Source organism: Variovorax ginsengisoli, assembly GCF_030811835.1.
GTDB classification, from domain to species: domain Bacteria; phylum Pseudomonadota; class Gammaproteobacteria; order Burkholderiales; family Burkholderiaceae_C; genus Variovorax; species Variovorax ginsengisoli_C.
On sequence record NZ_JAUSRO010000018.1, the window covers coordinates 1 to 24,356 of the forward strand.

The following is a 24,356-nucleotide window of genomic DNA, read 5'->3' on the forward strand; positions in this document are numbered from 1 at the left end:
CGGCCGTCGCATTGCAGACGCAGGCGGATGTGCTCTCGCATACCGTCAGCGTCTTCAAGTCCACCGAGCAGAACGGGCGTGCCGCAGCACGCTGAGGCCTCTCAGGTTTGCCTTCTGACTTTCTTGCCCATTCAAGGATCATACGGTTGACTCCATGTAAGCGTCAGCTCATGGCCCTCTTGACAAAGGCCGAACGCTCAGATGTCGAAGACCTGTCGCAACATGTGGAACGGCACTCGCCATGAATACCCGTTGCCAGTGTCGACCGTAGCGGTGCGCTGGTTGATGCGCACGACGATGCCCATCTGACGCTGGAGGTACTTGTCGTCGAACGAGACCTTCTCGCCGCATCGGAAGTCGCCTCGTGAGGGCAAGTTCTGTGGTGGAGCTGTGCGCGCAGATGCCGCTGCAGGTGGGCTTGCAGGACCTGATGGTTCGACGGCGCCGTAGGGCAGCTTCCATTCACGCCGCATGGCTTCCTCGTGCAAGGTGACCTGCGTGTCCTTCATGGCGACCACCTTGCCGGTACGCATCTGACCGTCGCGCCAGTCGAGGAGGCGCACCGTCTGGCCGAGGTTCATGTTCGCGCGCACGGCGAGGATGCGTCTGGAATCGGCCAGCATCCGTTCGATGATGGTGCTCAGCTGGAACAGCTCCAGACTGCTCGCCCGGTTGAGCGCATCGATCAGCTTCGGGTCGGTGTCTTGCGGGTTCACTGCGTCGTCCTCTTTGCGTTGTCCGGTTGCAGGCGTCCGGGCACGAGGCCCTCAGGCGGCCAGCCGCTGTTCGGCGTGCTGCTGCGGGCCATTCGGACCACCGATGTTCCACGGCAGCGACTCGGCGATGCGGTTGATCTCGGATGGTCGGCAATGCGACCGAGCACATCGCGCAGGTAAACCTCGGGGTCGAGCCCGTTCAGCTTGGCCGTCTCCACCAGGCTGTAGATGGCTGCAGCACGCTCGCCCCCGGCGTCCGAGCCCATGAACATGAAGTTCTTGCGGCCCAGGCTCACCCCGCGCAGCGCGCGCTCCGCAGCGTTGTTGTCGATCTCGATGCTCCCGTCGTCGCGGTAGCGCGTCAACGACCCCAGGCGCGTGAGCGTGTACTCCAGTTGCTCGGAGACGTCCTGGCCGATCTGGCGCAGCCGGCCGCCGCAAGCGCTGCGGCCGCAGGCCTGGCCGGCGGCGTCGTGGCGCGCATGCGACGCCTCGGGCCGGTACACATGGTTCTCTCGAGGCAAGTGTGCGGGCAGGCCGCGGTCGACGCCTTCGCCGTTGGCCGCTGGCGCCTTGGGCGTCTTCGCGACCGGTGCAAGCTCAGGGACTGGCAAGCCTTCGATCAATGCGATCTGCGGGTCGTCCAGCTGTTCGCTGGAGGCGCCGAAGCGGGCTCGCACCTGACGCAGTAACTGCACCTTGAGCTTGTCGACGAGCAGCTTGAGCAGGGCAACTTCGGTATCACGGGCTTCTACCACACGCAACAGCGAGTCGACGGTGTGGGGCGCGTGGTTGGCGTTCGGCACGCCCTCTACTATGCCATCGGACGTGCCCGGAATTGACCGAGGCCCACGCGTTCAGGACGCGAATGCTTGAGCGCAGATCAAGCCGCGAGCGCGGATTGATGGGTGCGCATCGGCATGCGCCAGTCGATGCCTTCGAGCAGCATCGAGAGCTGCGCCGGCGTGAGCCAGACCTTGCCCCCTTGCGCCTGCGGCCAGATGAAGCGGTCACGCTCCAGGCGCTTGGCCAGGAGCGGCAATCCCTGTCCGTCGAACCACAGCATCTTGAGCAGGCCGCCGCGCCGGCCGCGGAAGACGAACACGTGACCGCAGAAGGGATTAGCCTCCAGCGCCTTGAGCGTCTGCAGGACATGGCGCACGCTGGCTTCGTCGACCGTACCGCGCAGTCGAACTCGTACACCGCCGACATCAATCTCGATGGTCCTGCGGCTTGACGAGGCGTCGCCAGCGTTGGTGAGGGGCATGGCGCGGGCGGCGCCACTTCAAGGGTGAAGGGCAGCAGCATTGGCGAAGGACCTGATGCCGGCGTCTGGGGGCTGAGCGCGCTGAGCGGCGTTGGAAGGGCGCGCAACGCACCCGAAAACGTGCTCCGCAACCCGCAACGCTATCAACTCACTGGCTACACCGCGCTTTCGTACTGCGTCTGTATTTGCATGCTCGGCACCGGTCATTGATCGGCGCATCCTTAGACTATGACGGCCGCACCAAGCTGAGCAGGGAGACGAGCGATGAATGCTGTTCCATGCTCAGGAGTCGACGTCACTTGCATGGATCCTCCATGTGACTTCACGATCAGCGAGCAGATGTGCAACCCCAGTCCGAGACCACCTCGACCCTTGCTTCCTGCCGGTCGCCAGTAAGGCTGAAATATTTTGTCAAGGGCAGACGAGGGAAGCGGTGCGCCACCATTCCTTACGCTCAAGACGAACCACCCGTCCTTGGTCCAGGCGGCAACCTCGATCGGACTGTCGGGCTCACCATGGGCAACGGCATTTCCGAGCAAATTGGATAGTAATTGTTGAAGCCGTCCACGGCTACCATGAACAGGGCTGAGCACGCGAATGTCCTCGATGATTGTGCGATGCGGGTGGGCAGCCCGAATCTCGGCAACAACGTCATCAAGCGCGACGCCGAGATCAGGAATGTTTTCGAATGTGAGACCCAGGCCATTTCCCATCCGACCACGCGCGAAATCCATCACGTCTTCGATAAGTGCAGCCATGCGCCTAGTGGTCGTCCGAATCCGTTGGGCAGCGCGCATGACCTCTGGGTCGCTGGACTTCCTCGAGAAAATCTCTCCAATCGCGCTCAGGGTCGCAAGCGGATTGCGCAGATCGTGCCCCAACACGGCGATGAACTGGTCGCGAAGCTCCGCGGTCGCCTCGGCATCAAGCAGCGCCGACTCAGTCAGGCTCTGCCTGTCCACAAGTTCGAGCGTATGAGCGATCAGATCCGCAAAGCCCTGAAACAGCGCCAAAACCTTGGTATTGTTCACCTGGTGCGGGTCGGGATCGATCGCACAAAGGTTACCAAAGTAGCTACCATCGCGCTTGACGATTGGCGCAGAGATATAGCTCTCTATATTGAGCACCCGCGACGTTGGATGCTCGCAGTAGACCGGGTGCCGGCTCGCATGATCGAACGCCGCAGGCTTACAGGAGCCGCGCACTTCGACACAGAGCGTCGAATTGACCTCAAGTTGATCACCCGGCTTGAGCCCGAAATTGATCCGATCTAAGACGGCACAAGCCGTCCAGCTCTCCTCGTCGACGCGTGCGATGGCAGCGAACCCCATGCCGGTCTGATCGCAGATGAGCTGGAGCATAGCAGGGACGGCACTGATGCGGCCGATTGCTTCAATGTCACGCCGGATGTTTTCAGCAAGTTCCAAGTGGTATGTCAAAGCAATCACTGTCGGCAAGGTGCGTGCGATGAAAAATCGCTATGGATTTTCCTGGAGCAGCAGATTTTTGCGCAGAAATCACCCTTCTGCAACGGTCGTATTTGCGCGCTACCATGTAGCGGATTGCAAACGGATAAGTCTCAACGTAGCGTCAAGAAGAACGGGGGATATGATATTTTTTATAAAAACCCTGTAGTTTGTATCGAATTTATATGAGGCGAGGGAGTTTGAAGTTTGTTGGTATCCTCGAAGCTGCAGGCTGCTTAGGCCATGCAAGGAGGTCGCCTGCTGATCGGGATCGTAGTGGCTTAGGTAGCTGAGCGCCTGCGCAGCCCGTCCCGGTACAACTTAGCCCATTGGGAGAAGCTCTAGTACATGCAAGTCTGGGCATCTGTATCGTGTCCGGCCATCAGTTCTGTAAGACCTCCTGTTCATCTTACCCATGCTCCCGCTGACGAGCTGGTCCGACTTGGGAGCTTGTGGTGTTCGCATGCCCGCCATGGCAATCGAGAGGCGGTCGGGATCGCTCACGCTTATGAAGTCGAACCGATGCGCGGGCAGCGTCCTAGTTGATTGACCAGATGGAGGAATGCCTCGCTCTTAACGCTGCACTCATTGGCTCGGCTCAGAAGACCGAGCACGCGACTGCCAGTTGCACTCGCTCTGCCTGATGACGAAAGAACTCTGCTTCTAATCCAAGAGCGCTGAGCCTCAAAAGGCTTGTCAGGGGCCGCACCCTGTGTTTCCAGAGCGAGAGCGCGACAGGTAGTCGTCAATCCAGAGCCGGGCTTTGAGCGCCAGCCGACTCCGGGCCTCCTCTTCTGACTCGGTGCCGATGATCGACAGGCGGCAGACCTGCGTGCCACTGCGACGAACGTCGGCAAAGTAGTGAACGACCGCGCCTACGATTTCAGCGCTGACTGTTATCGTCCAATCGGCGGGCGCCAATGGACCTCCAGGGTCATTCACGGGAGGGTGAAGATTCATCGGACTTGCTCGCCAGCCGTTTTCTAGATGTGAGGTTTATTATCTTGCCAACCTGCGTTTCTTCGAAAATCCAGGGGTGATCGCCCTCGTCGTCCGGCACTTTGGCAGGAACTATCTCCGACTTTTGGGCTTAGGCTGCGCTCGCAAGACCGTGGAGCTGGTGGCGAGATCGGCCAGCTTCTCGAGCTTCAGATCGCAGCCTTGACAGGGTCCTGAAGTACTCCCGCGTGGACGAGCCCGTTCCTTCAGCCAGCTGCTTTTTACATGGTTAGCTGGGGAAGGTGTTTCGAGTCGCTTTTGCTGATTGCCGAAGCTTCTCGAGCTTCTTTTCGTGCCTCACGCAGACTGCGGGCGGACTTGCCCGAACTAACGCATGCGCGTCAGGTTGTACGCCCCAATACGGACAGGTGTCCACGCGCGCTTCTGCCCGCGCACCTCGCGCACCATCACCTGGCCCAGCCGAAGCCTTGCTCGATGAGCTTACGCTGAGACAGCGCGTAGCGCTCGCTGGCTGCGATGACATCGGGGTACTGCCGAGCAACGACCTAGTTGTTCTGCTCCGTGTGCGTTGTGACGCCCTCGTCCGCGCCAAGCGTGATGCTGATCGCGTCCTCGGCTGCCGCCTCGCAAGCCTCAATGAATCATGATCTTGGCCGCCTTGCCCTGGCGGTACAGCCGCGCATCGAAGTCGGTGCTGGATTCATGGGTGTCATTGCTGCGGTTCTGGCCCTTGAAGGTGGTGGCACAGGTGTTGTCCTCATTGCCATCGTCGCCTTCGTCGCCGACGCCGTTCTTGTGCACGAAGCTGCGGTGGCTGGCCCACGCCTGGATGGACGCGGTCCTGCTCTACGAAACTCCATCAGTGTCGTTGCGGGCGCCCTCAGTGTGCAGAAGCCCGATGCTCGGCATTGCGCTTGCGTATGGCCACCGCCTTCTTGGCAGAAGTGGAGCGCTGTGCTGCCGTTCTGCCTGCCGACGCGGCGCCGCCGATATGGCCTCCCTTACGCGAGGGGGCGGTGTTGGTTGGGTGTCCGCGACCCGAGCCGCTCTTGCGACCGCCACCGGTTTCCTTGTTGACCGTGGCCCAGGCGCGCCGCTCGGCTTCGGGCTTGGAAGTCCCTCGTTTCTCGTATCCCTCTTCGATGTGCTGGGCTTGACGCTTCTGCTTGTTCGAATACGAGGATTTATCACCTTGAGGCATGCTGCTCTCCTTGAGAATTGAGCGTTGTCGTGATCGCGAGTTCGGCGATGACTTGAAGACTATGAATGGAAAAGCGCGGCGCAATGCCGACGGCTTCAAAGATAGAAGTGTGGAACTTCTGATGAGTAGGACCAGTTCCAGTTGAGAATCAAGGGTATCCCTACAGACTTGGTTCGATCGACAGAAGTCGACGTGACAATGCGAGGTCGCCATAAGGAAAATAGTGGCCCAGGCGGTATGCCGCGAGGTCGTGCGGCAGCTGCTGTCTGAGCAACGCCGTAGTGCACCTTTCGGTGCAAATGGTTGGTGACATTTCCACTGTGGCACGTCGGTGCCGTTATAGGTGGGCATCCATCCCATTGCTTACCGTGGACACGCGTCACTGGGGACCTGCTGCATTGGGACTAAGAAACTTGGACGGATCGTGCGGCCAGCGACCGCATCGCGGACGGCTCGCGGTTCCGGTGATTGCACACCGTCGGTGACGACCATTGCGAGCCGACCGTCCTGATGCGTACGATGCGGCTCGACCTGAAGATTCACGATCCCACTGAACCAGACTGGACCGTCTTCACCTCGGAGTGAAGTAGCTTGTTCAGCTGGTTTTGTAACCATTGCCAAATACTCTCGTGCTACGAGTTCTCCGCAACTCGATATGGATTCAGCCACCCCAGTAAATAAACTAACGGCAAGCCGTGCTTACTATGCGTTTGCAATATATGGAGAATTATACAAATCCGAAATGCCGTTAGTTTATTTTCCATTGTGCGTAAGGGTTCGCCATCGACCGCCGCACTCACACTCAGTCGCTACTGAAGCGTCCGGCATAGACTTGAGCCGCTCAAAGCCTGGACACGGTACCTGCGGCTTGAGTCAGAGAACACTGATGCCCGCAAGGCGAAAAGTGCAGTCGCGTGGATGCGTGCTGAGTTCGCAGCAGCTGCGCGCCGCGAAGCAAAGGCCAGCACCGCACGGCTGGTCCTGATCGATGCATCCGAGCTCGAAAAGCCGCAGCTGCCAACCTTGGAGGCGTTTGTGCTTGAGCGCGGCATGGAAGATTTCTCGGAGGCCGAGCAGGCAGAGGCTTACGCGGCCGAGTACGGCGGCAACACGCGCCGCATGTCACGGCGGACGCAACTCGTGAATCGCCAGCTAGACGCCCTGCGCTGGCTTGAAGGCTTGGTCGCGCAAGATCCGAAGCCCGGCGATACCGTAGGCGCATGGTTGGCGCCGGCGCTGGCCGAACGCATCGAGGCGGCCGGGTCCCCGACACTCTTCACGCTCGTCGACCGGATCAACAGCATGGGGTCTCGCTGGTGGCGCAGCCGTGGAGCGAATCGAAGGGGACCGGGGGAGGAAGCGGACGAGCGCACGCGCGGAGCCAGGGCAGGGGCTCATCGGAGATCAAGTCACGAGCGCTTTGCTCATATAAACCGTGAACCCACCCATGAACGGCTCCTCGCGATCAACAGTAAACCCGTGTCGCAGGTACAAGTCGACATTCGACTCAAACTTCTTGTTCGTGAAAAGCCGAAGCCCCTTGAGTCCCAAAGCCTGAGCCGTGTCTGCCGCCCGCGCTAGGAGAATACCTGCAAGACCTTGGCGCTGGAAAGACGGCGCGACAGCGAGGTTTTCAATGAGCAACCATTCCGGCTCGGCAATCATTTCAAGCACCGCTGCGAGTGCGCCGTCGACCTCCAGCAGATCGACTAGGTGTGCTCTCACTGCCGCTTCGTAGTTGGCCTTCATCGGAAGTGGCTCGCGCCCGATGACCGGAACCCACTTCGCATATGCGGTGCGTACCAGCAAGCCCACGGCCGCAACATCCACCTCCGTTGCTCGTCTGAATTGTGGTTTCATGATGCATGAGTCTAGTGAAATGATTGAGCGACCGGCTCGCTCGCCGTCACGTCAAGGTCCGGAAATGCACGGCCAGTCTGGACAGGTTGGACATGCTCCAGAGGTACCGTGGTCGCAGCACCGGCAGTACCCGTCCAGGCTCTCCAGGCCGATATTTCGCGCGTTCAGGCTGCATGTGGCGCCTGTCAGGTGCGTTTCGTCAGATCGGCTATACCAGGATGTTGAACTCTAGCCACGATGTGGGTCCCGGCATCAACCAATCTTGAACTGATGAACTCAAGCGTCCTGCCAAGCCATCAACCGGAAACGAGGGACGCTTCGGCCATCACATGGGTCGTGTGTTTTCTTCTCGCGCATCACCTTGCCGTGTTCGTGCACGAGTACGCGCATTCCTTTACCGCGTTCGCCCTTGGCTACAAGCCCAACCCGCTTCAGCTCCACTTTGGCGGAGCCGGGCTTCTCAATTTGCTGCTCCTCAGCGGAATTGACGAGTATGTCGATTACCAGAACATGTTCAGTCACGGCGCGGGATGGGCTGTGGGCCTCGTGGCGCTGGCCGGGCCAGCCCTGGGCAATGGACTCACCTACTTCCTATCGCTTGCCTTCGCGAACTCAAGTGCGGCGAGGAGACACGACGGCCTCGCCTTGTTCGCCTTCGCTGTCAACGTGATGTCGGTTGGAAATTTCTTTTCCTATGTTCCGATCAGAACGTTCGCCGACCACGGCGACATCGGGCATATCGCGCAGGCACTCGGAGCATCGCCGAGTTCCATTCTGGTCGTGCTCGGCATTCCGACACTGGGTGCCATGTGGTGGTTATTTCATCGCACGATGCCGGCGGCGATGGACCGACTGGCCTCCGGCTCCCCGAGCCGTCAGCGAACTCTTGCCACAGTCACTATCGCGATCATCTTTGGTTTCTTTGGCCTTGCGGGGTGGGCAGGCTACGGGAGGACTTCGCACATGTTGTCATGCGCTTCCGCGTTGGCCGGCGTGATGGCGACGGCGTTTGTCTGGGCGCGAAGCTTGGTTCGTCGAGGCGGGGCGCCGGTGTAGAACACAGCATGAACATTCGCTACCCGCACGCGCTGCGCCTTCGGTGTGTCCAACCTGTCCAGGCTGGCCGAGCGATTTTCAATGTTGCGCGGTGACGGTTCCGTTGGCCGGGCACTGGGCTCGACAGGACAGCTACTTGCCATTCTCCAAAAAAGGCCCAAGAGCCCTCTGGAACTGTTGGGGCGATTCCAGTGCGGGCAGATGTGCTGTGCCCGGTAGGACAACGCTTTGGGCTTTCGGAATGCGTTGCGCGAGAAGCTCGGACCTCTGCTGCAAATGCGGCAAGTCCAGATCCCCCCACATCACCAGGGTCGGTGGTTTGACCGCCTCCAGGCGGTCCCATGCGGATGGTTCTTCGGATGCCACACCGGGACTCTCCGCCCGCAGGGCCGTCCCGTTCATCGCGAGAAAGAGTCGTCGGGCCTCGCCTTGCACCCGGCATGGCGGGCTCAACGGTCCGTCCAACCAAAGTTGTGCCTGAAGTTCATTCTTCGTATCGAGGTCACCCCGCGCTGCTGCGACGCCGATGGCATCCATCAGCGCCTTCACGGGTTCGCCGTGTTCGGGCGCAGGCGCACCACTGACCCCCGGAGAAACGAGAACCAGGCTCGCCACTCTGTCGGGGCGCGCCAACGCCGCATCGATGGCGATCCGCCCTCCCATGGAGCATCCGACAAGAACGGCCTGCTCCAATTCCAGCCGATCCATCACCGCCCAGAGGTCGGACACGTTGGAGTACGAGGTTGGCCTCAACGTGCGCGATTCTCCGAAGCCTCGTCGGTCGTAGCTCACCACGGGGTGTCTTGTGACCAAGTATTGCCACTGGCCATCCCACATTCGCCGGTCTGCGACGTTGGCATGCAGGAACAGTATCGGCACCCCTCCCGCGCCTTTGTTGGATTCCACATCAGCCGCCAGCATTGCGCCATCAACTTCAACCAGCTTCGTCGTCTTCATGGAGGTCACGATACTGATCGAAGACTTTGGATGTCAAGTCTGCGGTTGTCGGGCTATGCAAGACGAGTTCACCAGACGCTTGCGCTGCCCTCAACGGATTCAAAACACAGGTGACGGGGGGCTTGCTGTTCCCTTTCACCGTAGCACGCCGCTCTCGTTTTCAAGGTATGCGGCTGCTTAGCGTCCTTGCGTCCTAACGGCCATCATCCGCTCAACAACGACTTCAGAGCAAAGCCCGCTAGGCCCTTGATGGTGTCGAACGTAAGTTCTACTCCCTTTGTTTTCGCGGTCGTTTTAATCTTCTCCCACAACGGCGCGGATCGCATTGTGTCGAGCAAGTCGTGGCCGGCCATAGTTAGTCGTGGATCTGCCAGGCCATAGGAAAAGCTGCTGCCACCAGCGCTTCTGCTGAGAAACAAACCTTCGACATAACCGTTGTCGACCAGCATCTCCAGATGTCCGAAAATACGAGACTCAGCCTTCTGATATTTCGTCATTATTTGGATGTAATCCACCTCAGGCTGGCCGTCAAGCCAGCGAGGTTCATCGGCGATCTCGCCCAAAATCACGGTCTTGAAATCCTTGTCCTCTTCAATGGCAAGAAGTTGTTCTCTCAGCAAATCCCAGTCGCGCTTCATTTCATTAGTGTCCTTGAACTCACTGTCGGAACGAAAAACCGATGCACTGGCTGCACATGCGATTCGATGGTTTCCGTCCAGCTCCGTAAGCCCGACAGTCTCATTAAATCGGAATTCTCAGTTTGCGTCACCTGTTAAATCGCCATGCTTGGTTCGCAATGGAGCTGCTGCCGGTGAATCGGGGGTGCTGACCGAAAATTTGTACCAGCGGACATGTCGGTTCGCTGAATTGCCTTCCTTCGGTGTGTCCGCCCTGTCCAGGCTGGCCAAGAGATTTTCAATGTTGCGCGGCTGGGCACCGAATGCACGCGGGCTTCGTGCCGTGGCGTGCGCGAAAATCCACACTTTCCATCGCCTCGGTCTCCCGCAATGACGACCCCATTTGCCCGCTGATCGACGACGAGTTCGAGGAACTTGACCAGTTCCTGCTCTACGAGATCGACAACGACGATGTCATGACGTTGGACATGGCCGACGGCTTCATGCACGCCATCGCGGTTGGCCCCACCACCATCCATCCAAAGCAGTGGCTTCCCAAGATATGGGGCACCAAGGACATGATGCCGCCGATGGATTCCATCGAACAGTTGAACCACATGCTGGGACTGGTCATGCGCTACTTCAACACCATCATCGTCGGGCTGGAAGATGAGCCGCCGCAAATCAGTCCTTGCTGGTCGACCATGACTTACGAAGGCGACGAGCGGGAGTATGACGACGCTGAGGCATGGGCCTACGGCTTCATTGAGGGGGTGAAGCTTTGCTGGAATGACTGGCAGTCACTGCTGACGACGCCGCAAGGACTGGCGTGGTACAGACCGATTGCCCTGCTGGGTGAAAGCGACTTCTCGGCGGATCAGGACCAGCTCACCGAAACGCCGGCCATGAGGGCGGAATTGGCACTTCAAATCCCACAGGCAGTGCTGGACATGCATGCGCACTGGTTACCGCTACGGCTTGCCATTTATCAACGTGAGGTGGCGAAAACCATGCAACCCAAGGTGGGGCGCAATGAGCCTTGCCCCTGTGGCAGCGGCAAGAAGTTCAAGAAGTGCTGCGGCGCGGCGGCTGATCTGCATTGATAGTGGGACGGGAAGCGATTTCCCCGATGTCTCACTTGAGAAATGCCGGGGCATGCATGCTAAGGTGAGCACGCGAACGACCCCAAGACCCAGCCGTTTGCCGATGCTTCAGCGCGTGGGTGACGTGGCAATGAAGTCAGCGATGGCATCCACCACGCCCGGCGCAATGGCCAGGTCGGCGCGCGATTTTCAATATTGTGCTGCGATCACTACCACCAAGTTCAATGAGACGCGCCGCTACAGTCATTCGTCTCGATCGTCGGCACACGGCTGTTGACTTGGCACGATGTACCAATTTCGAAGACTGCTCAATCGTTGGCGATTGTCTGGACCCCGGTGGCTGCGACCAGCGCGTCTTGCGTGGATTGCATGCCGGAAACGCCGATCGCACCGACGATACGACCATCGATCATCACCGGCAGGCCGCCTTCGAGTGGGCATGCACGATCCGTGGCCAGCAGTCTTAGGTTGATGCCGCCGACAGCCAGCGCCTCTTCGAACATCTTGGTCGGGCGCTTGAACCGCACGGTGCTTTCCGCCTTGGCCTGGGCGATCGCAACGCTTCCGGTCTGGGCATGGTCCATCTTGTGCAGCAGGACGAGGTTGGCGGCGCTGTCCATGATGGCGATCACCATCGGCCAGCCGTTGCGCTGGGCCTCGGCTTCTGCGGCGGCGGCAATTCGCCGCGCAACGTTGAGCGACAGGGGCGGACCGTATTGAACGATGTTTGAGGCCGAGTTCACGTTGGATTCCTTGTAGGTAGGTGAATCTGTCGATGTTAGGAATGGATAGACTGGGTGCCTATCCCCGATCCCTCGCATTTGCTGTGCGCAAATCACCCGATCCGCCGCCTGCCTCCTCTTCACGGACCTTGCCAGCATGGGACGACGTACGTTTCTTCCTTGCCGTTGCTCGTGAAGGAAGCCTGTCCGGTGCCGCGCGCACGCTGCAAGTGGAGCATTCCACCGTCGCGCGGCGCGTTGGCGCGCTGGAGGCGAGCTTCGGCGTTCGTTTGTTCGACCGGCTCCCACGGAGTTGGGCCTTGACGAGCGAGGGGGCGGCGCTGATTGCGCCAGCGGAGCGTCTTGAGCACGAAGGCCTGGCATTCGGCCGCGCGGCCACATCGGCGACCAGCCTTCAGGGAACGGTCCGCATCTCAGCACCGCCGGTGTTTGCAAGCCAGTTCCTCGTGCCACGACTGGCCAGACGCACTGACCGATGGAAGGGCATCGACCTGGATCTCGTTGGAGAGGTCCGCACTGCCAACCTTCATCGCCGCGAAGCCGATCTATCCCTTCGTTTCATGCGCCCGAGCGAGCCGGGACTGGCTGCGCGCAAGTTGGGCGTACTGAGTTTTCACGTCTTTGCAGCGCCGGCCTGGTTAGCGCGTGCGGAGGCGGAGTGGTGTTTCCTCGGCTACGGGAATCCATTGAGCGATGTGCCTCATCAGCAGTTGCTCGCGCGTATGGCCGGTGACAGGCCCTTCATCCTAAAAAGCAATGATCTTGCGGCGATACATCGCGCTTGCCGGGACGGGATGGGGCTCGCGATGCTTCCCAGTTTTCTTGTGCATACCGACGATGGTCTGGTCAAGGTGCCGGGTGTGGACGGACCTATTCTGCGGGAAATCTGGTGCGTCGTCCATCCTGATGTTCGTCGCTCGCCGCGTGTCAGGCTGATGGCGGATCTCATCGCCGAACTGGTCGCGGAAGGTTCTGCGATTCTGGCTTGAGTGCGACCAATTCCCGATGCGGTTCAAAAACACAGGTGACGTTGGAGGTGGGCGGGCTTGCTGTTCCCTCTCACCGTAGCACGTCGTTCTCGCTGTCAAGGTCGGCGGCTGCTGCGCATCCTTGCGTCCTGCCGGCCGTCTTCGAACCCTGACAACTGCGCTGCGGCGTGCTGCTTCCGGTCTCGGGCAATTCCGCCTGATTCACGGAGCCGACCATGGCACACGACCTCTTCTCATCTCTCGATTCGTTCACCACTTCCTATGCTGACACTTCGGCACTGCTGGTGCGCGATGCCGCCGGCAGCTACCGTCCGGCAGGCGAATATGAAATCCTGAAGGCTGCTCAATGCCTGCTGGCAAGCCGGGTGCGTGGTACCGATACGCTGTCGTCACCACAGATGGTCAAGGACTTCCTCCAACTTCGCTTGGCAGGGTTGGAGCATGAGGTGTTCGCGGTCCTGCACCTGGACACTCAGCACCGGGTCGTGGAGTACGTGGAGATGTTCCAGGGCACGGTCAGCCAGACATCGGTATATCCACGCGAGGTGGTCAAGGATGCGATGAAGCTCAACAGCTCGGCAGTCATCTTCGTGCACAACCATCCATCAGGCAGTGCCGAGCCATCGCGGGCGGACGAGATGCTGACTCAAACGCTGAAAACGGCGCTGTCGCTCGTGGATGTGCGGGTCATTGGTAAGCGCACGGCGAAGTCATCTTGATTGCCTGAGAGTTGGCAGGCATCGTGCCTGTTCGCCAACCGACGGGCCAACCGCATGAAGGTCCTCGTACACGATGGCATCGGCATCTGGCTGTGCGCACGTCGGCTGAACCAGGGCCGGTTCCTCTGGGCCAACGCGAGCCTGGGTACGCAGATGGCGATGACGCGTGAGCAGCTCGACGCGCTTGTGCTCGGATTGCCCTGGCAGCGCGTCGGGGCAGCGGGTGTTATCACCGTGGTGTGATCGCACGGCAGCCGTGCAATTGCGGCAAACGCCGATGACATTCACACGCTCGGGCGGCACCATACCTGCTCATGGTGGATGCCGAACAACTGAAGGGCCTCGACGCAGAACAACTGCGCGAGGTGACTCTCCGGCTAATCAAGGACTTCACTGAGCAGCAAAGCTTGCTCGAGGCCAAGCACCGCTCGATCGAGACGCTCATCCTTGCTCATCGAGTACTGCATGCCGACGAGACGCCGGTAGCGATGCTCAAGCCTGGCACCGGCAAGACGCACCGCGCTTACCTGTGGGCCTACACACCAGGCGCCCTCGAAGGCATGAAGGGCGTGGTCTACGACTTCGCTGACAGCCGGGCCGGCCAGCATGCGCAGGACTTCCTGGGCGAATGGCGCGGCGCGCTGGTTTGCGACGACTACTCGGGCTACAAGGCCCTGCTGGCCAAAGGCGTCGTCGAAGCTGGATGCCTGGCCCACGCCCGGCGCAAGTTCGTCGAGTTGCACACAGCCAACAAGAGTCACGTCGCAGAGGCAGGCATCCAGTACTTCGCTCGGCTCTACGAGATCGAGCGTGAGGTGAAGGATCTCGACGCAGATGAACGGCATCGCATCCGCCAAGCGCGGGGTCGGCCGATCGCCGAAGCACTGCATGCCTGGATGATCGCGCAGCGGCTCAAGGTCCCGGAAGGTTCAGGGACAGCCAAAGCATTGAACTACAGCCTGAAGCGCTGGGCTGCGCTGACGCGCTACCTGGACGACGGCAACTTGCCTGCAGACAACAACTGGGTGGAGAACCAGATCCGGCCGATTGCAGTGGGCAGAGGCAACTGGCTGTTCGCTGGGAGCCTTCGTGCCGGGCAACGCGCCGCAGCCATCATGAGCTTGATCCAGTCAGCCAAGCTCAATGGCCACGATCCGTATGCCTATCTGAAGGACGTGTTCTTGCGCCTTCCAACACAGCCGCATAGCCGCATCGACGAACTGCTGCCGCATCGCTGGCAGCACAGCTGACCACCTGCTCGCGCTCGCCGCCAATGCGCGGCCCTCGTCAATATGTATTCGCCGCGTGCTTACACACCACCAGCAGAAACCAATAGACCGCCGTGCCCCGCACAACCATGTGCCAAACCGGAAATTCCCTCGCAAAGACATCGGAAAGTGCGCTCACTGCACCGTCTCGCTCGTGAACCGGTCTCAAATGGTCCTTCGGCCGACCAGTACTGGCGTGTTATCAGCGCACTCGACGGAAGTCGGGAAGCACCGGTGATGGGCACTGCCCGTGCCGTCCACTGAATAACATCAAACACCTTCACAGCGGTCTGCCCCCTCTTTCGACGAATGTCCGCGGTTCGCGCGGCCGACGTATTAAGTTTTGCACGTACGCGCGACACGTGTTGTAGGTCGGGAACTACCGCTGAAAGCGCGTCTCGGAGTGATTGAATCGAAACGCGTCGGCAAACACCAGCGATCAGATCCTCGTGCGCACCTCACGGAAAACCCCTGAAAACATGCCTCCGACCCCAAAACCAGAGTCCAAGATCAAATGCTGGTCTAGAAACAATGACCGCTGGCCGATCGGTCCTTGGGGCTTTTACAAGGGGAGCCGGTTGCGCGAACCGTTGCTCCTGCCACAGTTCACAGGGCCTCCCGTTGGACGCCGACGCAATCCAGCGTGCAACTCTTGCATCTCACACATGAATATACGGAAATTCGAATGTCCACTTAATGCTTCGCGAATTGGTGAAGCTATCCATCGGTTCATGCCAAAGTGAATCCCGACCTCAAGATTGAAATTGCTGATGGTGGCGCAAGCAATGATCTAGGAACTCATCGAACTGTTGAGTCTTGTCGTACACAGCAAGCGCTCCGAGCGCGATGCACCTGTTCCGGTTTTCTTGCGTAGCGGAGTTTGTCAACACAATGACTTGCTCCGCAGCCCGTTGCGGCTCCAGTTTGGCCAAAACGCCGAAGCCGGTGCCGGTCTTCAAAAACAGGTCGAGCACCGCCAATCGCCACCCGCCATGATGACCGTTGAGCCACTCCACTGCTTGAGTTTCGGTCTCTGCAGTCCCTACCACCTCAGCGTCACAAATATCGCGGATTGCATCACCGATGGTTTTGCGAAGCGCTGCGTTGTCTTCGACAAGGAATATTGGAAAGGACATGATCGACCTTGTGGCTGTCTGTGACAGCTGCCTGTACGCATAGGCCTTAAAGAGGGGCAGGCGCTGGCCTACCCGTCTGGCTGGGTTCAAAGGTAACTTGGCCGGTACTCAGTTCGCCCCGCTTTGGGAGATAGCACGATCGGCTGCGGCCGCCAAGTCGCTCATGCGGGAGTTTCCGTCTTGAACAGGCCCCGCACGTTCAACGCAGCCAAGCCCACCTGCAGCGCGACCAACGCCCAGGCTTGCGTGTGGACGCCCCAGACGACCCACAGCACATTGCTCAGCAAGAAAATCCAGAAGCCCGTATTGCGGCGCCCCTTGTCATTGGAGCCCACGAGGTAAGCGGCGGCGAGCGAGGCAGCGAAGGCAGGCCACTGAACAAGATCGAACCAGTCCATGGCTCAAGCGGCGGTGGACGCTAAGCCATGCAGGCGCTGCGCGATCGCATGGAGTAGCGCATCCGCGAAGCCACCTGATGCACGAGCCACGCGTCGGGCGCTCGTGCACACGCGCGGGCGGGCGCTCCAGCGGATGTTCGCGCCGATACGCTCCAAAGAGGCGATCAAATCCACGTCCTCGCTGCAGGCGAGGGGTTGGAAGCCACCAGCGCGCAGGTATGCCACAGCTGAGATGCCGAGGTTAGCGCCGTGCACGTGGCGATGATCATCCGCATCACGGTAAGTCTCCGCGAAGTGGCGCGACAGGAGCTGCGCGTGCTCCGCGTGGGGCGACCAGTCGCTGACTTCGACTGTGCCACACACGGCATCCGCATCGAGCGCCAGCTGATCCGTTAGCCAATCAGGCGACACCAGCGTGTCCGCATCCGTGAACGCAAGCCAGCGCGCTCCGCGCGCGAGCATGAACTCGGCGCCCGCCGCGCGAGCCACGCCCACGTTGCGCGCATCCACCAGCAGAGTCAGGGCGCCGGCCTTGGCTGCCAGGACCGCGGTGGCATCCGTGCAGGCGTCGACAACGACGACCACTTCGACCGGCTCGCCGGACAAGCCCTGGCGGTGCACGCACGCTCGTGCATGCGCCACACAGTTCTCGATCAATTCTTCTTCGTTGTGCGCGGGGATGACGATACCAATCATGGGGGCTCCTGGGTTGTGCGTCACGCTAGCGAGCCGACTTGATGCCCCCCGTCGGTTGAGGTTGTCGGGCGTTGTAGGTTGGCGAGCCTCTGACGGTTCGTCGTTCAAACCTGGAACCTCCGTCGGAGTGATCCGACGTCGTATTCATCGGTTTGAACACGCGGCACAAGGCCACCTCGGTGATCGACTAGGTCGAAAAAGCCTCATCGTCGCGCCCATCGGCTCAGCTCAGAAGGCCGAGCTCAACGAGATCGCGAGCTACACCTCGCTCTGCCTGATGGCGAAAAAGCTCGGCTTCTAGCCCAAGAGCGCCAAACCCACAAAGGGCTACGGCAGCGGGCCGCCACCGCTCATGTCTTCGGAGCGATGGCGTGACAGGAATTCATCAATCCAGAGTCGGGCTTTGAGCGCCAGACGACTCCGTGCCTCCTCTTCCGACGCGGCTCCGATGATAGACAGGCGGCAAACCTGCGCGCCGCTGCGACGAACGTCAGCAGAGTAGTGAACGGCCGCTCCGACGCTCTCGCAGCCGACCGTTATCATCCAATCAGCGGGCGCCAATGGACCTCCAGGATCATTGACGGGAGGGTGAAGATTCATCAGACTTGCTCTCCAGCCGATTTAGATGCGAGATTTATTATCTATCCAATCTGCGGTTCTCCAGTAAGCCATGGGTGACCATGCTCTGAGCGTGGGGCGGGGGAGATGCATGTGCTTGCTGCTGTCCAACGGCTGTGGCTAGGACTTTTACTTGGCGGCTGGCTTGTTATCGCCTTTGTCCCCCGGCTCTTTCCCAGGCACTGTCGACCCGCACCTTACCGGCCGTACTAGCGCAATGGCCGTGAAGGCCGCAAGCTTGGGGAACGACGGATATAAGAAATAGCAGATTTAAGAGGAGCACATCATCAGTTTCATCAAGCACGCCGAGTACGCCCGCATTGATGTTCCCGTCGCTCGGCAGATGCGTAAATTGGAGGCGGAGAAAAACAGCCTCGAGAAGCTGTCGGCTGGCGCCCACCTAGTCTTGAGGCGCTGAACAAAGCCCTCGAGTAAAAGTAAAGCGCTACCCCCGCCGCGAAGTAGCTCATCGGACTTGCGCCGCGTAGACGCCAGGCACCCGGCCGAAATCCGATCTGGCCCCGCCTTTCATCACGCTGTCGTACGGCTTGCCCTCGTTGCGCACCAGCTTGCCGCGCCAACTTCGCTCGACGTCTCACTCGGCGCCTACCGCCTGAATCATGGCGACGACTTCCTCGATGGACGATGCTTCCGACTCACTCGGCTTGACCGTATTGGCGTACATCCGTCCATAGCGGGCGCGGTTTTCGTGACCCATGACCTCGTGGCGAACTTCCACTCAATACAAAGTGCAGCGAATGTCGGCGAACCGGCCATAAGGCTATGCTTGCTCACATCGGCCTGGGCGCGGCGCAGCTGCACTTGGTCCAAGACGTCGTGCAAGATCTCCCTCGGTGTCCGATTGCTCGCCCGTGCCTATCGCATCGGTGCCGCTGTCACGCGAATCGCTGGGGCCCATGCTTTCTTCGTCGCTTCCCCTGGGTTGCAGGTGGCGCTACCCCCCCACGATGCGCTCGTCGCCATATTAGGTTCCTTGGGTCGCGGTGGACACGTCCCCCTTCCGGTCGATTTCCTGTTCGGCCTGCAGCCAGTCTTGTTCTTCGCTGCCGGCGCCGCCGCCCTCGCGCTCACGCCGCTGGTAGGCTTCGTAAGCGGCGCGGCGGATTGCTGCCTCGCGCCCACCTTCGTCTGGCGCGGAATCCAGGGGGGCAGCTTCGCCGACCACGGGCTCGCGATTGGACTGTGGCGTCAGGTCCTCGGTCAGGCCGAATGGCGCGGAGTCGTCCTGCTTCGTGGCTTCCACGTTCCTACGCCTGTCCTTCATGCGTTCGGCTGGACCGGGGCCTGAAACATCTTCGCCGGCTGCGTTCTTTTTACCGGTGAAGCTTTCGCCCGCTCCCATGTTGTCCACACCGCCACTGGTGGCGGGGCGGGTTCCGTCGCCGGAACCTATCACGGGTATATTGCTCATGTCATTCTCCTTTGCGCTGGGATGGATCGTGTAATCGTCGGCATGGCGGTGCTCTTGGAGTTGATAGCTGCCTTAGCCGCAAACGAAGAGGTGTTCATGGCCGAAGGTGCCAGTGAATATCCGGGCTACCACGTAGGCGCACTTCAGCATTAGATGTCTGAAATCGCTGCGGGTTGAGCGCGTGACATGGGTTAGCCCTGAAGCTTTCATGTGTCGTTCCGGCGTTCATTCAGATTGGGCTTGAGAGCCTGGAAGGCTACAAAACACCCGATCAACTGAGAAGCCCAACCCGAGGAACACCCATAAGCACGCTGCAGTCGCTTATTGCACGCTATGTCGATACCTGGGCTTCCAGGGTCAGGCGTGTCTGGCACGCCGGCGGCCGCTCGCGATAGCGGCGCCACGAGCGCCGGTCCGAGTCGTTTGGATGAGGAAGGACGCCCGGCGGCAGAGAACGTTGAGTGCGAAGCAACGACCTCCCTCACCGACTCAAACCCAGACACACGCGCGGCGTGCGACGCTCTTGGTCCGACACGCAAAAGAATGCGATCCATGGCCAGATCGCGGATGCCTTATCGATCAGCGAGCGCCTCGCATCTGTCGAAAATCGCGCGGTGCCGGCGGCGGGCTCGCCAATTATTCGTTCCGTCTCGCACGGACCACCTCTAGGCAGCGGTCTTGGTCATATGGGCCTAAGATTACTCCCATAATCTTAGGTCTAAATCCAACAGTCAAAACATGCCTTTCATGCCAGGACCATCATCACGCACAGGCGCCACAGAGGAGAAGCCGACCTCTCGGCGCTTCGTTCGACGCCTTGGGGCCCACCATTTCGCCCACCTTCGCGGCGTGGCCGAGGGTCTGGACTTGGTGTCCTGTGCAACACGCTACCTGGGCATCGAGCACGGCAACGAAGCACGTGCCGCGCACCGACAGACCGTCGACGCGGTCAGGGCCATCGCCCGGCGTCGGGGCGAGGCCTGGCGGCTGATTGGCCTGTCCATCCAGCAGGTTGGCGCGAGCCGGCCGAGCCTGGATGAGTTCGCGGACGGGCGCTTCGATGGATTCTCGGAAGCGGAGGTACTCGAGCTCTACCAGGAGGCGTTTCCCGCCGACCGAAAAACTGCGCGCAGCCAGCGGCTTCGTGATCGGCAGCTCGCGCTGCTCCATCGCCTTGAGGCGATGGCAGCGGAGAGCCCTCAGCCCGGTGACCTGGTCTCGGGCTGGTTCGACGACCGCACTGCCCACAAGCTCACGGCCGCTGGGATGGTGTCCTTGGGCGACCTGAATGCGCGCATCGCCGCCGGCGGGCAGTGGTTTAGGACAATGCCCGCCGTGGGACGGGCCAAGGCTGAGCGGATCGCCCAGCATCTGAGCACGCTGCTGCCAGCGGCGCCGCGTCCCTCCCGGCCCGTCTTCACGCTGAGCCCTACACCCTCGCTCTTTGCCGATCCGCTGGGCACCGCCAGGCCCCAGCCCATTGCCTCGACCTCCACTCATCCTTCACCCTCCATGGTCGCTGGGCGGCTGCTTGATGCACCGAACGACGCCGCAGCAGTGCACGCCTGGATCGACGCCCGCGCAGGCTCTGCAGCCACAGCCAAGGCGTATCGACGCGAGGCCACGCGGCTCCTGCTGTGGCTGCAGTACGAGCGGAACCGGACCCTTGTGCAGATGGATGTGGCCGATTGCACGGCATATATGGCGTTTCTGCAGAACGTGCCCGCTCGCTGGATTTCGCGCGAGCGCGCGTCACCAGGTCGACCCGGCTGGGCGCCTTTCAGGGGGCCGCTTTCACACGCGAGCCATCGCCAAGCCATCGTCACCGTGGGCGCCCTCTTCACCTGGCTACAGTCGGCACAATACGTGGCAGCGAACCCCTGGCAGCTGGTGAACAAGAAAACTGGTGACGACAGGGGGGATAAATTGTTGGATACGAAGGCGTTTTCAGAGCCGGCGATGGCCGAGGTGCTGCGATTCGTCGACGCCCAACCGATGACCGCATCCAGCGCGCGCATCCGCTTTATCCTGCGTTTCGTGGAGTCCGTGGGTCTGCGGTCGGCTGAGCTGCTGGGCGCCACCCTGGGCGACATTCGCCTCGAACCCGAAGGTTGGGTGATCCAGGTTCACGGCAAGGGCTCGAAGAACCGCATCGCTGCCATCCCAGGGCAGGCCCTCGATGCCTTGCAGGCCTACTTGCAAACCCGCGGTCTGGCCAGTATTCAAGAGGCGCCTCCCGCTGCACCCTTGCTTTCGAGTACGGCCGACGCCATGACGGGCGTAGGTTACCAAGCGCTCTACGAACACGTTCGCGGCTGGATCAGGAAGGCTGTAGCCGCTTCGGCGCTGCCGATGGCGGAGCGAGCCAAGCTGGCAGGGGCGACCACCCACTGGCTGCGTCACACGTTCGGCACACGCGCCATCGCGCGCGAGGTGCCGCTGGACGTCATCCAGGCTCAGATGGGGCATGCGAGTATCCAGATGACTACGGGGATCTACGGCAGGGCACCAATCCGCAGGCGGCTGGACGAGCTTGGGAAGGCGTTCTCGTAGCATCCAAGACTTTGCTATCGAGACCAGGATCGCGTCGGTCTTCGCTTTTCCGGACCCTGGAGACCCATTGTTACGGGTTCGGCTATCCCTCCGGGTCTCCGAGTTGAAGAGTGGTGCACCGTGCACCACTGCCGCTGATCCGTCCCTCTAAGCCACTCGACCGGCGTTTGTTTCGTCAATAGTTCACAGATACATGATTTCCGAAGCTCATGACGCCCTCCTTCTCCAGGTCTGTCGACGTGGGCTAAAAAAAGGGGTGGTGCACGGTGCACCACCCCTTCAGCCACGAAAAGTCCGAGCTTAGCCGGCCAGCGTTTTGACGATGAATTCCTCTATGGCTTTCAGCTTCGCAGGAGACACTGCTTTGAGCTCGATGGCTACGCCATTCTTCGACTCTTTGACAGTGAAAGCCTTAACGTCACCCGCCATCACTTGGCGTCGCGACGTGCTGCTTCTTGCGTCTATCAACCGATCGTACACAGCCTTAGCACTTAGGCTCGACCCGGCGGAACGTTCATCGCGCAGACTCGCAGCCAACGCAAGAACAGCCGCCGAATCCCGCTTTAACGCATCGCCCAAAGGTTCAGACCAACGATACTGAATCTCGAGCGGCGAAGGGAATGCATCGAGTATTTCTCTCGGCAATCTCGCAATGGCCAGTGCACGCGACACATTGCTGTGTGCCACGCCAAGTGCATCCGCGAGCCTGCGAAGGGATGGGTACAAACCATCATCGAGAGCACGACGGTACATCTCACCTTGCTCATAAGGCCGGAGATCCGCACGTTCGCGGTTCTCGCGATCCATTTCAACGAACAATTGCTCTTCTGAAAGCGTCTCCACCAAGGCGAAAACTTGCAGGCCCAGCTCCAGACAGGCGCGGTGCCGACGATGGCCATAGACAATCTCAAACTCTTCGCCACTTTCCCCCACGGGCCGCACTTTGATAGGTTGGACGTTGGCCCCAGCTCTGGCGATGTCGTTTTTGAGGGTCTCAAACTCAGGAGTAGTGAAACTGTCGTCATGTCGGTTTGCCCAACGGCTCGGCTTCACACGCTTCGGATCCAGCTTCCGTGCAGGTGTCGCGTTCTCCCACACCTTCAATTCTTCGCGTAATTGCTCGTTCTCTCGTGCCGTCTCGGCGTCCGCGTGCATCGCTTGAATTGCGTGAGCCGGTCCCGATCGAACCCCACTCGGCGGGCGCAACGCAGGGGCTTGCGGCTCAGGGGGAGCAACTGAGAAGGACTTCGCTGCAAGACTTGCGCGCTCGCGCACGCTCAAAACTTTTGCCATGGCTTAACCTTTCCTTTCTAGAGCCTTGCTTGCTTCAATATCGCCTTCGTAGATCGCCGCGATCTGCATTGACACGTGACCCACGAGTTGGTCGTAGGCATCGCGTGCACGTTTGAGCGTCTTCGCCTGTGCGCTGTTTGCGTCCATGTCATAAACGGTCCCGAACCCCGCACTTGCCGTCGCAGCAATCGACGTCTTGGGTATCTCAATCGAAAGCACCTTTGATCCATACGCCGCGACAATCCATTCGCGCACGTCCACGCTCACGGCATCAGCGCGGTCGACTCGTGAGAGAACGATGTCGACAAAGCTGAATTTCTTGTTATCGCCGCGAGTCCGAAAGAGTTGACTGCAAACTTCGGTGAAGAGCGTCCAGAACTGCGTTGATGATGCGAAATCCAATGCATTCGGTGGCAGAGGCATGACGATGCCATCAGCAGCAATGAGCGCGTTGATCGTGATGTAACTCAGTGACGGCGGCGTATCGATAATGATCACGTCATAAGTGCGCCGCGCCTCTTCCAGGCCGGCATCGAGCACGCGCCAAAACGCAAAATCCTTTTCTGCCTTTTGGCGAGCCGGCAGAAGAAATTCTGCGTTAAACAGCACCGGCGCAGCGGCTACCAGATCAATGCCATCCCAGTAGGTAGACCTGACGGCCGGCATAATGGACGATTCTTCACCGCTGCACAGAGCCAAGATTGTCTGATCAGCCTCAACCTCCGTGTCAGGCAGCACGCCGAACAAGGTTGTCAACGAGCCCTGTGGATCGGTATCGATAACCAGAACCCGATGCCCTTGCAGGCTGAGACCCTGCGCAAGCGCTGCCGCCGTCGTTGTCTTGCTGACACCACCCTTGAAGTTGGCGACAGTGATCGTTGCGGCCGCCGACTTCGACGGATCGCGCAGGCTCTCCGCTTTTACTGAACGAACCCAGGTACGTGCCTCAGCCAGGGTCCACTCGCGACGCGGGGACCCTGGCTGCTCACCAGACGGCAACTCTCCCTTTTTTGCAAGGTATTGCACTTGCGTGGTTTCAAGCCCGCAAAGCTCAGCCAGGCGAGCAGAGTTGAACGTAGGAGGCGACTTTCGGGACTCGGGTGCAAGCATCGACGTGCGAGCCTGCTGGATCACCAATGAGGACACTTCGGCAACTTGCTGAAGCGCTGCGATGTCGATGTGTGGAAGAAGTGCTTTGATCTTTGGGGCCATGGGACATCCTGTTTGCGCGATTTTAGGCGAATCGTTGTGTTTTCGCGAAACATAAAATTCGACCGAATACTCGAAACTTGCCAAACTGTTGATTCA

Annotated in this window: 21 protein-coding genes and 5 pseudogenes; 9 read left to right on the forward strand and 17 right to left on the reverse strand. The window is 60.2% G+C overall.

The genetic code is table 11. The annotated features are described in order from the left end of the window. Positions 1-197 precede the first annotated feature (197 nt). From J2W36_RS22995 to J2W36_RS23025, 7 genes and pseudogenes are all read right to left on the reverse strand, one after another. Complete coding sequence (locus J2W36_RS22995) at positions 198-716, reverse strand: hypothetical protein (RefSeq protein ID WP_307692108.1); 519 nt, start codon at positions 714-716, stop codon at positions 198-200. Between the two features lie 51 nt (positions 717-767). Then, positions 768-1,093, reverse strand: a pseudogene (locus tag J2W36_RS23000) (transposase domain-containing protein); the annotation flags it as partial. A gap of 147 nt (positions 1,094-1,240) precedes the next feature. Continuing rightward, positions 1,241-1,522: pseudogene (locus J2W36_RS23005) on the reverse strand (transposase domain-containing protein); the annotation flags it as partial. A gap of 77 nt (positions 1,523-1,599) precedes the next feature. After that, the gene (tnpB, locus tag J2W36_RS23010; RefSeq protein WP_307692109.1) at positions 1,600-1,983 is read right to left on the reverse strand and encodes an IS66 family insertion sequence element accessory protein TnpB; all 384 of its coding nucleotides are present in this window, start codon (positions 1,981-1,983) and stop codon (positions 1,600-1,602) included. A 221-nt stretch (positions 1,984-2,204) separates the two neighbouring features. Further along, a complete protein-coding gene (locus J2W36_RS23015) occupies positions 2,205-3,410 on the reverse strand; it encodes a GAF domain-containing sensor histidine kinase (RefSeq protein ID WP_307692110.1) in 1,206 nt (401 codons plus the stop codon). 1,365 nt (positions 3,411-4,775) lie between these two features. After that, a pseudogene (locus J2W36_RS23020) lies at positions 4,776-5,240 on the reverse strand (IS5/IS1182 family transposase); the annotation flags it as partial. A gap of 49 nt (positions 5,241-5,289) precedes the next feature. Next, complete coding sequence (locus J2W36_RS23025) at positions 5,290-5,610, reverse strand: plasmid stabilization protein (protein ID WP_307692111.1); 321 nt, start codon at positions 5,608-5,610, stop codon at positions 5,290-5,292. Positions 5,611-6,729: 1,119 nt separating this feature from the next. On the opposite strand from J2W36_RS23025, the pseudogene J2W36_RS26595 reads away from it, so the two are divergent. Beyond that, positions 6,730-6,921: pseudogene (locus tag J2W36_RS26595) on the forward strand (phage integrase family protein); the annotation flags it as partial. A gap of 93 nt (positions 6,922-7,014) precedes the next feature. On the opposite strand, the gene J2W36_RS23030 reads toward J2W36_RS26595, so the two are convergent. Continuing rightward, the gene (locus J2W36_RS23030) at positions 7,015-7,470 is read right to left on the reverse strand and encodes a GNAT family N-acetyltransferase (protein WP_307692112.1); all 456 of its coding nucleotides are present in this window, start codon (positions 7,468-7,470) and stop codon (positions 7,015-7,017) included. 270 nt (positions 7,471-7,740) lie between these two features. Between J2W36_RS23030 and J2W36_RS23035 the strand changes: the two genes are divergently transcribed. Then, a complete protein-coding gene (locus J2W36_RS23035; RefSeq protein WP_307692113.1) occupies positions 7,741-8,526 on the forward strand; it encodes a hypothetical protein in 786 nt (261 codons plus the stop codon). A 132-nt stretch (positions 8,527-8,658) separates the two neighbouring features. On the opposite strand, the gene J2W36_RS23040 is transcribed toward J2W36_RS23035, so the two are convergent. Together J2W36_RS23040 and J2W36_RS23045 are read right to left on the reverse strand one after the other, a co-directional pair. Continuing rightward, entirely contained in the window at positions 8,659-9,483 is an 825-nt protein-coding gene (locus tag J2W36_RS23040) for an alpha/beta fold hydrolase (RefSeq protein WP_307692114.1), read from the reverse strand. A gap of 203 nt (positions 9,484-9,686) precedes the next feature. Next, positions 9,687-10,121 (reverse strand): DUF2513 domain-containing protein, encoded by a 435-nt coding sequence (locus tag J2W36_RS23045; protein ID WP_307692115.1) that lies wholly within the window; start codon positions 10,119-10,121, stop codon positions 9,687-9,689. A 302-nt stretch (positions 10,122-10,423) separates the two neighbouring features. Here J2W36_RS23045 and J2W36_RS23050 point away from each other — a divergent pair, with 302 nt between their 5' ends. Beyond that, a complete protein-coding gene (locus J2W36_RS23050; protein ID WP_307692116.1) occupies positions 10,424-11,203 on the forward strand; it encodes a UPF0149 family protein in 780 nt (259 codons plus the stop codon). A gap of 308 nt (positions 11,204-11,511) precedes the next feature. On the opposite strand, the gene J2W36_RS23055 is transcribed toward J2W36_RS23050, so the two are convergent. After that, positions 11,512-12,084: a GlcG/HbpS family heme-binding protein gene (locus J2W36_RS23055; RefSeq protein WP_307692117.1), complete on the reverse strand. Its 573-nt coding sequence runs from the start codon at positions 12,082-12,084 to the stop codon at positions 11,512-11,514. On the opposite strand from J2W36_RS23055, the gene J2W36_RS23060 reads away from it, so the two are divergent. The 4 genes from J2W36_RS23060 to tnpC all read left to right on the forward strand — a co-directional run bounded on the left by J2W36_RS23060 (position 12,075) and on the right by tnpC (position 14,904). Further along, positions 12,075-12,935 (forward strand): LysR family transcriptional regulator, encoded by an 861-nt coding sequence (locus tag J2W36_RS23060; RefSeq protein ID WP_307692118.1) that lies wholly within the window; start codon positions 12,075-12,077, stop codon positions 12,933-12,935. The genes J2W36_RS23055 and J2W36_RS23060 overlap by 10 nt on opposite strands. Positions 12,936-13,150: 215 nt before the next feature. Further along, on the forward strand, positions 13,151-13,654 hold the full coding sequence (locus J2W36_RS23065) for a JAB domain-containing protein (protein ID WP_307692119.1): 504 nt from the start codon (positions 13,151-13,153) through the stop codon (positions 13,652-13,654). Further along, the gene (gene tnpB / locus J2W36_RS23070) at positions 13,655-13,897 is read left to right on the forward strand and encodes an IS66 family insertion sequence element accessory protein TnpB (protein WP_307692120.1); all 243 of its coding nucleotides are present in this window, start codon (positions 13,655-13,657) and stop codon (positions 13,895-13,897) included. 71 nt (positions 13,898-13,968) lie between these two features. Further along, entirely contained in the window at positions 13,969-14,904 is a 936-nt protein-coding gene (tnpC, locus tag J2W36_RS23075; protein ID WP_370869375.1) for an IS66 family transposase, read from the forward strand. A 770-nt stretch (positions 14,905-15,674) separates the two neighbouring features. Here the strand turns inward: tnpC and J2W36_RS23080 are convergent. The 4 genes from J2W36_RS23080 to J2W36_RS23095 form a co-directional block, all read right to left on the reverse strand. After that, entirely contained in the window at positions 15,675-16,058 is a 384-nt protein-coding gene (locus tag J2W36_RS23080; protein WP_307692121.1) for a response regulator, read from the reverse strand. Between the two features lie 161 nt (positions 16,059-16,219). After that, the gene (locus J2W36_RS23085) at positions 16,220-16,456 is read right to left on the reverse strand and encodes a hypothetical protein (RefSeq protein WP_307692122.1); all 237 of its coding nucleotides are present in this window, start codon (positions 16,454-16,456) and stop codon (positions 16,220-16,222) included. Positions 16,457-16,459: 3 nt separating this feature from the next. After that, the gene (locus tag J2W36_RS23090; RefSeq protein ID WP_307692123.1) at positions 16,460-17,152 is read right to left on the reverse strand and encodes a glycosyltransferase family 2 protein; all 693 of its coding nucleotides are present in this window, start codon (positions 17,150-17,152) and stop codon (positions 16,460-16,462) included. A gap of 1,603 nt (positions 17,153-18,755) precedes the next feature. Beyond that, positions 18,756-19,202 carry a DUF2934 domain-containing protein gene (locus tag J2W36_RS23095; RefSeq protein WP_307692124.1) on the reverse strand — a complete coding sequence of 149 codons (447 nt, stop codon included), beginning with the start codon at positions 19,200-19,202 and terminating at the stop codon, positions 18,756-18,758. Positions 19,203-19,699: 497 nt separating this feature from the next. On the opposite strand from J2W36_RS23095, the pseudogene J2W36_RS23100 reads away from it, so the two are divergent. Continuing rightward, positions 19,700-19,822, forward strand: a pseudogene (locus tag J2W36_RS23100) (IS30 family transposase); the annotation flags it as partial. A gap of 229 nt (positions 19,823-20,051) precedes the next feature. Further along, positions 20,052-21,755, forward strand: a complete 1,704-nt coding sequence (locus J2W36_RS23105; protein ID WP_307692125.1) for a tyrosine-type recombinase/integrase — start codon at positions 20,052-20,054, stop codon at positions 21,753-21,755. Positions 21,756-22,055: 300 nt separating this feature from the next. Here the strand turns inward: J2W36_RS23105 and J2W36_RS23110 are convergent, their stop codons facing one another. Beyond that, positions 22,056-23,048 carry a ParB/RepB/Spo0J family partition protein gene (locus J2W36_RS23110; RefSeq protein ID WP_307692126.1) on the reverse strand — a complete coding sequence of 331 codons (993 nt, stop codon included), beginning with the start codon at positions 23,046-23,048 and terminating at the stop codon, positions 22,056-22,058. A gap of 3 nt (positions 23,049-23,051) precedes the next feature. Continuing rightward, positions 23,052-24,260 carry a ParA family protein gene (locus J2W36_RS23115; RefSeq protein WP_307692127.1) on the reverse strand — a complete coding sequence of 403 codons (1,209 nt, stop codon included), beginning with the start codon at positions 24,258-24,260 and terminating at the stop codon, positions 23,052-23,054. Positions 24,261-24,356 lie beyond the last annotated feature (96 nt).